Raw genomic sequence first — 6,966 nt, 5'->3', positions numbered from 1 at the left:
GACGGTGTTCTTCCCCGCGCTCGGTTCGGCGGCCGGGACCGTCGCGTCACTGGCGACCCTCGGCGTCGCTTTCGTCGCGCGGCCGCTCGGCGCGGTGGTGTGCGGGCACTTCGGGGACCGGCTCGGGCGCAAGAACACCCTCGTCGCCACGCTGTTGCTGATGGGCGTGGCGACCATGGTCATCGGGCTGCTGCCGCCGGCCGGTGTCATCGGCGCCGCCGGGCCGATCCTGTTGACGGTGCTGCGTTTCCTGCAGGGTTTCGCCGTCGGCGGCGAGTGGGCCGGCGCCACGTTGCTCGCCGCGGAGAACGCCCCACCAGGGAAACGCGGGCTGTACGCGGTCTTTCCACAGCTCGGCCCGGCGTTCGGTTTCGCGCTGGCCAGCGCTACGTTCCTGGTCGTCGATCTGGCCGTCGGCTCGGGCAGCCCCGCGTTCCTCTCCTACGGCTGGCGGATCCCGTTCCTGGCCAGCGCCGTGCTCGTTCTCATCGGACTGTACGTCCGGCTGGCGGTCACCGAAACCCCGGCGTTCCGCGAACACCTGGCGGAACTCGAAGCCTCGGGGACGCCGGAACTGCTGCCGCTGCGGGCGGTGTTCCGGGCGCAGTGGCGGGAAGTGCTGCTCGGCGGCGGTGTGCTGACGATCCTGTTCGCGTTGTTCTATGTGGCCACCGCCTACCTCACCTCGTTCGGCACCTCGCGGTCGGGGGCTGGCCTGACCCGGGCCACCGTGCTGGGGCTGGGCATCGTGGCGAGCATCGCGCTGGCGATCACGACCGTGGCGGCCGGCGTGCTGTCCGATCGGTTCGGCCGCAGGCGCACGATCATCGTCGGCTACGCGTTGACGATCCCGGCCGTCGTCGTGTTGTTCGCCTGGCTGACCGGCGGTTCCGGCGTCGCCTTCGCGGTGACGCTCGCGGCGATGATGGGGCTCTACGGCATCGCCTACGGCCCGGTGGGCGCCTACCTGCCCGAGTTGTTCCAGACGGCCTACCGCTACACCGGAGCCGGGATCGCCTACAACCTCGGCGGAATCCTCGGCGGTGCCATCGCGCCACTGGTCGCGGCCGCGCTGGCCGCCGCGCACGGCGTACTCGCCGTCGGCGTTCTGCTCGGCGTGCTGGGCGTGCTGAGCCTGCTCAGCACCGTCGCGCTCCGCGCATCCGGAGTCCGCGATCGCCGTCTCGCCGTCTCGCCGAAGCTGGAGCGAACCCTATGACCAGCTCCCAGGCCCTGGCGGGCATCCGCGTCCTCGACCTGAGCCGTCTCGCCCCGGGGCCCTACTGCAGCATGCTGCTCGCCGACCTCGGCGCGGACGTGGTGATGGTCGGCGGCGGCCGGACCGGTGCCCCCATTCCGGTGCTGCGTCGCGGCAAGCACGCGATCGAGCTGGACCTGAAGACCCCGCAGGGGCGCTCGCTGCTGGACCGCATGGTCGAACACGCCGACGTTCTCCTCGAAAGTTTCCGCCCGGGCGTCGCCGCCCGGCTCGGGGCCGACCACGAGCGGCTGAGCCGGATCAACCCGCGACTGGTCTCGTGCAGCCTGACCGGCTACGGGCAGGACGGCCCGCTCGCGCAGCGGGCCGGGCACGACATCAACTACCTCGCCATCGCCGGTGCCCTGGGCACGTTCGGTGCCACCGGCGCCCCGCCCACCCCGCCGCTGAACCTCCTGGCCGACTTCGGCGGGGGAGGCCTGCTGGCGGCGTTCGGCATCCTCGCCGCGCTGCACGAGCGGGAACGCTCCGGCGTCGGCCAGCACGTCGACGCCGCCATGGTCGACGGCGTGCTGTCGATGATGGCCATGCCGTTCGCCGACTGGGGCACACCGACCCTGCCCCGGCGCGGGGCCGGTGCGCTCACCGGCACCATGCCCGCCTACCGCACCTACGAATGCGCCGACGGCCGCTACGTCGCGGTGGGCGCGCTCGAACCGCGGTTCTTCGCGGCACTGTGGAGCGAACTCGGCCTCGGCGACGACGTGCCGGACCACCTCGACCCCGCCCGGTTCCCCGGGCTCACCCGCACGCTGGAGGCGGTCTTCCGCGGCAAGGACCGCGACACCTGGGCCGCGCACTTCGCCGGCAGCGACGCGTGCGTCACTCCCGTGCTCGAGCCCGGGGAACTGGCGGCGCACCCGCACGTGACCGCCCGTCACCCGGACTTCGCGCTGGACCGGGTGCCCGCCGTACCGCGGTTTTCCCGCACTCCCGCCGCACCCGGCGGCGCGCCGGCCCCCGGGGAGACCGCCGCGGTGCTCGCGTCGTTCGGGCTCACCCCGGACGACGCCGCACGGGTCGTGGCCCCGCACGACGCCGCGGCCGGGGACCTGAGCTGGCCCCCGATCACCCGGCCCCACCCGCACACGGAGAGGAATTCCTGAGACATGAGCACCATCGAGACCGATGTCCACGCCGATTTCCGGGCGACCGTGCGCAAGCTCGCCACGAAGCGGATCGCGCCCCACGCCGCGGACGTCGACGAAAAGGAGCGGTTCCCGGAGGAGGCGTGGCAGGCGATCGTCGAGGCCGACCTGGCCGGTCTCGCGCACCCCGAGCACCTCGGCGGCTCCGGAGCCGATCTGCTGTCGCAGGTCATCGCGATCGAGGAGATCGCCGCGGCCTGCATGACCACCTCGCACGTGCTCCTGGTGAACTGGGCGGGCACCTGCACGATCCTGTCCCACGGCTCGGAGGAACTGCAGAAGCTCGTCGTGCCGCAGGTGGCGAGCGGGCAGGCCGGCGCGGGCTGGTGCCTCACCGAACCGACCGCGGGATCCGATGTCGCCGGCCTCACCACCACCGCCACCAAGGTCGACGGGGGCTGGCGCCTCACCGGTCTCAAGCGCTTCATCAGCAACGCGCCCTGGGGCACCTGGTTCGCGGTGCTGGCCCGCACCGGCGAGAGCAGCCACGGTGTGTTCATCGTGCACCGCGACGACCCGGGCCTGTCCTTCGGGCCGCACGAACGCAAGATGGGCCTGCGCGGCAGCCCGACCGCCGACCTCGTGCTCGACGACTGCGTCGTCCCCGACGTCCGGGTCGTCGGCGACCCCACCCAGGGATACCGCTACATCATGGCGGAACTCAACGGCAGCCGGGCGCTGATCGCGGCGCAGGCGCTGGGCGTCGCGCAGGGAGCGTTCGACGCCGCCCTCGCCTACACCTCGGAACGGTCTCAGTTCGGCCAATCCGTGTCGCGGTTCCAGATGGTCCGCGGCATGGTCGCCGACATGGCCGTGCGGCTCGCCTCCGCCCGTGCCCTGCTCTACGAGGCCGTGGCGCTGATCGAGGCCGGTCACCCGGACGCGCGCGCCCGTGCGGCCATGGCGAAGCTGCTGTGCAGCGACAACGCCATGTCCGTCACCACCGACGCCGTGCAGCTCTTCGGCGGCTACGGCTACATCCGCGACTACCCCGTCGAACGGATGATGCGGGACGCGAAGATCACGCAGATCTACGAGGGCACCAACCAGATCCAGCGAACGCTCATCGCCAAGGCCGCCTACGCCGGGGTGGGCGCCGCATGAGCCGCGCACTCGAGGGCGTCCGCGTCGTGGAGCTCTGCGAGATCATGCAGGGACCGCTCGCCGGCCAGACCCTCGGCGACCTCGGTGCCGACGTCGTGAAGATCGAACGGGGCGACCGCGGGGACGCGATGCGCACGCTCGACCGGGAGGCCGTGGCGAACGGCCGGGTGTCGTCGTACTTCGTGGCGCTCAACCGCAACAAGCGCAGCATCGCCCTCGACCTGAAGACGCCCGGTGGGATGGACGTCCTGCACCGGCTCCTCGCCGAGGCGGACGTGCTGGTGCACAACTACCGGCCGCACGCGATCCGCCGGCTCGGACTGTCCTATGCGGACTTGGCGCCGCGGTACCCGCGGCTGGTCTACGGCAGCGCATCCGGCTTCGGCGCCACCGGGCCCCTGGCGCACAAACCGGGGCAGGACATGCTGGCCCAGACCGTGAGCGGCCTCGCCAGGGCGGTGGGGAACCGGGAACTGGCGTCCTACCTCAACCCCACCGCCCAGGTGGACTACGCCTCGGGCATGGGGCTGGTGCAGGGCATCCTCGCCGCTCTGCTGGAGCGGGAGCGCAGCGGGCTCGGGCAGGAGGTGAGCGTGAACCTGCTCGACACGGCCGTGGCGATGCAGATGCTCGAAGCGGCGGCGCACACGATGTACGCGCACACGCTGAACTGGGTCACCCAGTGGTACGGCGGCACCTTCCCCACGACTGACGGCATGGTCTCCGTCCTCGGCCTCTTCCGGGACAACGCGGTCCGGCTGATCTGCGATGCCCTGGACATCCCGGACCTCAGCCTGCGTGCCGACCTCGCCACGACCGAGCTGCAGGCGAGGAACAAGGACATCGCCAATCAGATCATCGCCCCGGTCGTCGCCCGGCTCAGCACGGCTGAGGCACTGGAGCGCTTCGAGGCGGCCGACCTGCTGTGCGCCCCGCAGCTCACGCTCGCCGAGGCGCTGCGGCACCCGCAGCTCGCCGTCAACGAGCTCCTGGTCGACGTCGAGGTCCCGGGGCAGGAGCGGGCTCGCGTCGTGGGCTTCCCGGTGCGCCTGTCCCGGAGCCGCGCGGACGTGCGCCGGGCGGTCCCGCGGCTGGGAGAGCACACCGCGGAAGTCCTGGGCGAACTTGGATACCCGCCGGACCGGATCGCGGAACTCGCGAGCCAGGGCGCCATCCGCCCCGGCCACGTCGAGCAGGAGGAGGTTCGCCGATGACCGCCGGATCGCACACCGAGGCCGCAACGTTCGCGGCCGCCCGCGCCCGCATGCAGGCGAGGGTGGACCAGACCGTCGACGCCGGCCTGCCCGGGCTGCCGCACCACGCCGACGTCCGCACGGGGGAGTGGACGACCACCCCCGACGGGGACTGGACCGGCGGCCACTTCGTCGGCCAGCTCTGGCTGGCCGCCCGCCGGGACGGCCGCCACCGGGAAGCCGCCCGCGCGTACTCGGCCCGTCTCGACGGGCGGGAGCACTCGCCGACCATCTTCCGCGGCTTCCTGTTCCACTACGGTGCCGCGCTCGGCGGTCACCTGCTCGGCGACGGGGCCGCGTGGGAACGCGCCGAGCGGGGCGCGCGGGGGCTGGCCGGCTCGTTCAACCCCGCCGCGGGAATCATGCCCCTGGGCACGGCAGCCGAGGAGGCGCACAGCGTCGGGGACGCCGAGACCAGCATCGACGCGGTCGGTGCCGTGTCGGCGTTGCTCTCCGCGGTCGCCGACCGCACCGGTGACCACCGGATGCGCGCCGCTGCGGTCGCGCACGCCCGACGGCACATCGAGATCTGCGTGCGCGACGACGGTTCGGTGTGCCAGTCCGGCACGGTCGATCCGGTGACCGGGCAGCTCGTGCGGCGGTACAGCCACAAGGGCCACTCGCCGTCGAGCACCTGGGCGCGCGCCCAGGCGTGGGCCATGCTCGCCTTCACGATGTCGGCGCACTGGTTGCCGGGGCACCCGGAATTCCTCGACACCGCGGTGACCGTCGCCGACTGGTGGGCCGCGCATGTGCCGGAGGACCTGGTCACCTTCTGGGACTTCGACGACCCGGCCGTCCCGCACACCTTCAAGGACACCTCGGCGACCGCCATCGCGGCGGCCGCGCTGCTCAAGCTCGCCGCGCTGCTGAGGGACGGCCGGAAGTACCGGGACCTGGCGCGTCGCACGGTCGACGCGCTGGTCACCGGGTACCTGCGTCCGGTACCCGGCCTGCCCGGCGAGATCGCCGTGCTGACCTCCGGCTGCTACAACAAGCTCCTGGGACTGGCCACGGCGGACGAGCTGGTCTGGGGCGACTACTACTTCAGCGAAGCCCTCGCCGTGCTCGACGGGGACCTCGACCCCCTGGCGGTCTGAGCCATGGCCGAGGTTCTGGTGGTGCTGATCGAGGGGATGGACGACGGCCGGGAGATCACGGTGCGGGTGGCCGGGAACACCCGCACCGGGGTGGTGACCTCGCCGCGGGCATCGCGGGCCGGGTGCGCCGCGGGCTACCCGTTCCCCGGCGAACTGGACGAGTGAGCGCGATAATGCCCCGGCGCCACGCCGAATTCCCGTTTGAACGCGTGCGAGAACGCGAACGGCGAGGCATACCCGACGCGCCGCGCGATGGCTGCCAGCCCCAGGTCGGTTTCCCGCAGCAGCCGCGCCGCGAGCGTCATCCGCCAGTGCGTCAGGTAGGTCATCGGGGCCTGCCCGACCAGGTCCGTGAACTTGCGGGTGAGCGTGGTGCGGGACAGGCCCGCTTCCGCGGCCAGGTCCTCGATCCGCCACGGCCTGCCGGGCGCGCTGTGCATCGCTTCGAGCACCGCGGTGATGGCGGGATCGCGGAGCGCCCGGGGCCAGCCGAGGTGCCCGTGATCGTCGAACCAGGCGCGGATCATGTAGACGAGCAGGAGATCGAGCAGGCCGGCGAGCGCCGCGTCCCGCCCCGGGCGCCGGGTCGTCGTCTCGGCGGCCAGCAGGTCCAGCGCCCCGCGCAGGTGGCTGTGGTCGCCGAGGTGGGCCGGCAGGTGCACGAGGTCCGGCAGCGCGGCCAGCAGCGGGTGCGTGTGCCGCCGGTCCAGCCGGTACTTGCCGCACAGGAATTCGACGCCGCCCGACGGATCGGCCACGGCGGTTTCGAACGGCACGGCGCCGGCCCCGTCGCGCGAGCCGGACAGCACGTGCCCGTCACCGGCGGGCAGGAGCACGACATCCCCGGGACCGAGCTGAACCGGCTCCCGGCCGTGCATCAGCAGCCAGCCGGAACCACGGAGCACCACGTGGAAGCCCGCGCCGTCGTACGGCGCGAACCGGTACGACCACGGGAAACCGACCCGCATCCGGTTGGCCGCGGGCCGCCCGGTGCGCATCACCCCGATGATGTCGCTGAGCAGATCCACGCGGTCGACTGTACCGCTCACGCACTGGGCCGGACTCGTATGCAAACGGGCCGA

Annotated in this window: 7 protein-coding genes; 6 read left to right on the top strand and 1 reads right to left on the bottom strand. The window is 72.6% G+C overall.

The genetic code is table 11. The annotated features are described in order from the left end of the window. From ABZ193_RS21100 to ABZ193_RS21075, 6 genes are all read left to right on the top strand, one after another. On the top strand, nt 1–1,219 hold a 1,219-nt coding region (locus ABZ193_RS21100), incomplete at its 5' end, for an MFS transporter (RefSeq protein ID WP_354711155.1). Further along, complete coding sequence (locus ABZ193_RS21095) at nt 1,216–2,385, top strand: CaiB/BaiF CoA-transferase family protein (RefSeq protein ID WP_237336624.1); 1,170 nt, start codon at nt 1,216–1,218, stop codon at nt 2,383–2,385. The genes ABZ193_RS21100 and ABZ193_RS21095, both read left to right, overlap by 4 nt. Nucleotides 2,386–2,388: 3 nt before the next feature. Then, nucleotides 2,389–3,531 carry an acyl-CoA dehydrogenase family protein gene (locus tag ABZ193_RS21090; RefSeq protein ID WP_237336623.1) on the top strand — a complete coding sequence of 381 codons (1,143 nt, stop codon included), beginning with the start codon at nt 2,389–2,391 and terminating at the stop codon, nt 3,529–3,531. Beyond that, entirely contained in the window at nt 3,528–4,745 is a 1,218-nt protein-coding gene (locus ABZ193_RS21085; RefSeq protein WP_354711154.1) for a CaiB/BaiF CoA-transferase family protein, read from the top strand. The genes ABZ193_RS21090 and ABZ193_RS21085 overlap by 4 nt, the downstream gene beginning before the upstream one ends. After that, complete coding sequence (locus tag ABZ193_RS21080) at nt 4,742–5,884, top strand: glucuronyl hydrolase (protein ID WP_354711152.1); 1,143 nt, start codon at nt 4,742–4,744, stop codon at nt 5,882–5,884. The genes ABZ193_RS21085 and ABZ193_RS21080 overlap by 4 nt, the downstream gene beginning before the upstream one ends. A 3-nt stretch (nt 5,885–5,887) precedes the next feature. Beyond that, entirely contained in the window at nt 5,888–6,049 is a 162-nt protein-coding gene (locus ABZ193_RS21075) for a hypothetical protein (RefSeq protein WP_237336620.1), read from the top strand. On the opposite strand, the gene ABZ193_RS21070 is transcribed toward ABZ193_RS21075, so the two are convergent. After that, entirely contained in the window at nt 6,019–6,912 is an 894-nt protein-coding gene (locus ABZ193_RS21070) for an AraC family transcriptional regulator (protein ID WP_354711150.1), read from the bottom strand. The genes ABZ193_RS21075 and ABZ193_RS21070 overlap by 31 nt on opposite strands. Between the last annotated feature and the right edge of the window lie 54 nt (nt 6,913–6,966).

The sequence above is a fragment of the Amycolatopsis sp. NPDC006125 genome (genome assembly GCF_040614195.1).
GTDB lineage: Bacteria > Actinomycetota > Actinomycetes > Mycobacteriales > Pseudonocardiaceae > Amycolatopsis_E > Amycolatopsis_E tucumanensis.
Note: the sequence above shows the minus strand (reverse complement) of the source record. Positions and strands in the feature narration are given on the sequence as shown.